Here is a 1,528-nt window from a genome sequence, read left to right on the forward strand (position 1 = left end):
CGGTCGCCCCGGCCTCGGCGGCCCAGTCGGCGAGCGCCCGGATAAGCCGGGCGGCCAGTCCCTGCCGGCGCGCGGCGGGCAGCACCTCGATCAGGGCAAACGACTCGGTCTGGGGCGCGCAAGGGGCGCGTATCCTCCCGGCGGCACGGCCAACGCTGGTGCAGGGTCGAGGGAGTTGAATAGGCGTGCCTGCTCCGTATCGGGCAGATCGAGCTGTCGGCGTTGAGGCGTCACTAGTGGATTATCGGCTGAAGCCCCTACCGCAACAGCAAGTCGCTTGCCATCTGTCACTATCCCGACACTTACTGTTCTAGTCCTCGCGGTGGTGCTACATCGCGGCCTGCATTCGCTACCCGGACCGACGGGCGATGCTAGGTCACGCAGTACAGCAGGGGAGTACAGCAACCGACGACACCAAGCGGAACCACGGTGACCACCATCAGACCCTCGACCCGCGGTGCGAGGCGGACGGCACCGCGTTGCCGATCTCTGGGGGTCAAAAGGTCGCGCCGGGGTCGAAGATCATCGGGCACATTTCCGGCACAACCGGGACCGCAAAGCCGTGTCAAACGTCGAGTTGCGCGAGCGTCAGGAGCCAGACCTTTGCGATGTCTTCCTGTGCTACGCGTGGGATGACCGGCGCGGTGCTGCTATGGAGTTGCACGACCTGCTGGTAGCAGAGGGCGTGTCGGTCTGGTTCAGCGAGAAGGACATTGTGCTCGGCCAACCGTTCCTGCGGGAAATCGACAGAGGCCTGGCGAAGTCGCGTACGGGTCTCGTTCTGGTCACCCCTGCGCTACTGAAACGTGTCGACCGCCGGGGTGTCTCTGACAAGGAGCTCTCGGAGCTCCTTGCGCGTGACCTGCTGATCCCTGTCGTGCATGAGACGACCTACGACGAGCTCCGGAAGGTTAGCCCCTTGCTTGCCTCTCGAAACGGGTTGAACACGGCGGATGATTCGATGGCTGACATTGCCACTAAGATCGCCGAGCTGGTCGCCGTTGAGGACGACCTGACCGCGCCGCTCACATCGGCGAACTAGGCGTCCGGTGGCGTGCCGGGCGTCGCTCAGCGCTCGGCCCGGACAAAGCAAGCCGCTTCGACCGAGACTGCCGCTGCGGCTGTTCAGACGAGAGTCCCGGGCCGCGCTGGGGCCGTCTGGGCCGTTATTGGGCCGTCGAACGTCGACCAAAAACGACCAACGGTGACCGGCAACACGCAAAGAAACACCAGGTCAGCCGCCATCTGTGGGCGGCTGGCCTGGTGGGCGACGGACGAGTCGACCTGTACACCGGATTCTGCAAGAGCCGTAGGGTGCGGGCATGCCTGAGGAAGAGGAAGTTGTTCTTCGCCTTGACCGGCCAACAGCCACGACGCTCGCAGACCTGATCTACAACGGGCCCACCCCGCGTGGCCGGCCGGCAGGGCGGTCAGCAGCAGCGCGCGGGCCGCCTCGTCGGCGGTCCAGCCGGGCAGGTCGGGCGGCGATCCCGCCGGCGGCCAGCACGTCGAGCAGGTGTTCGCCGAC

General features: G+C 66.0%; 2 protein-coding genes. One reads left to right on the forward strand and one right to left on the reverse strand.

Annotation, left to right across the window (positions count from 1 at the left end; translation table 11 throughout):
• Positions 1 to 181 (reverse strand): GNAT family N-acetyltransferase (locus tag AB0M52_RS33915; RefSeq protein ID WP_363961978.1); only part of this gene is annotated, 181 nt, incomplete at its 3' end.
• A gap of 381 nt (positions 182 to 562) precedes the next feature.
• On the opposite strand from AB0M52_RS33915, the gene AB0M52_RS33920 reads away from it, so the two are divergent.
• Positions 563 to 1,042 carry a toll/interleukin-1 receptor domain-containing protein gene (locus tag AB0M52_RS33920; RefSeq protein WP_363961976.1) on the forward strand — a complete coding sequence of 160 codons (480 nt, stop codon included), beginning with the start codon at positions 563 to 565 and terminating at the stop codon, positions 1,040 to 1,042.
• Positions 1,043 to 1,528: the final 486 nt, after the last annotated feature.

Origin of the sequence: Micromonospora sp. NPDC051296 (genome assembly GCF_040682255.1) — a bacterium.
Taxonomy (GTDB): domain Bacteria; phylum Actinomycetota; class Actinomycetes; order Mycobacteriales; family Micromonosporaceae; genus Micromonospora; species Micromonospora craterilacus.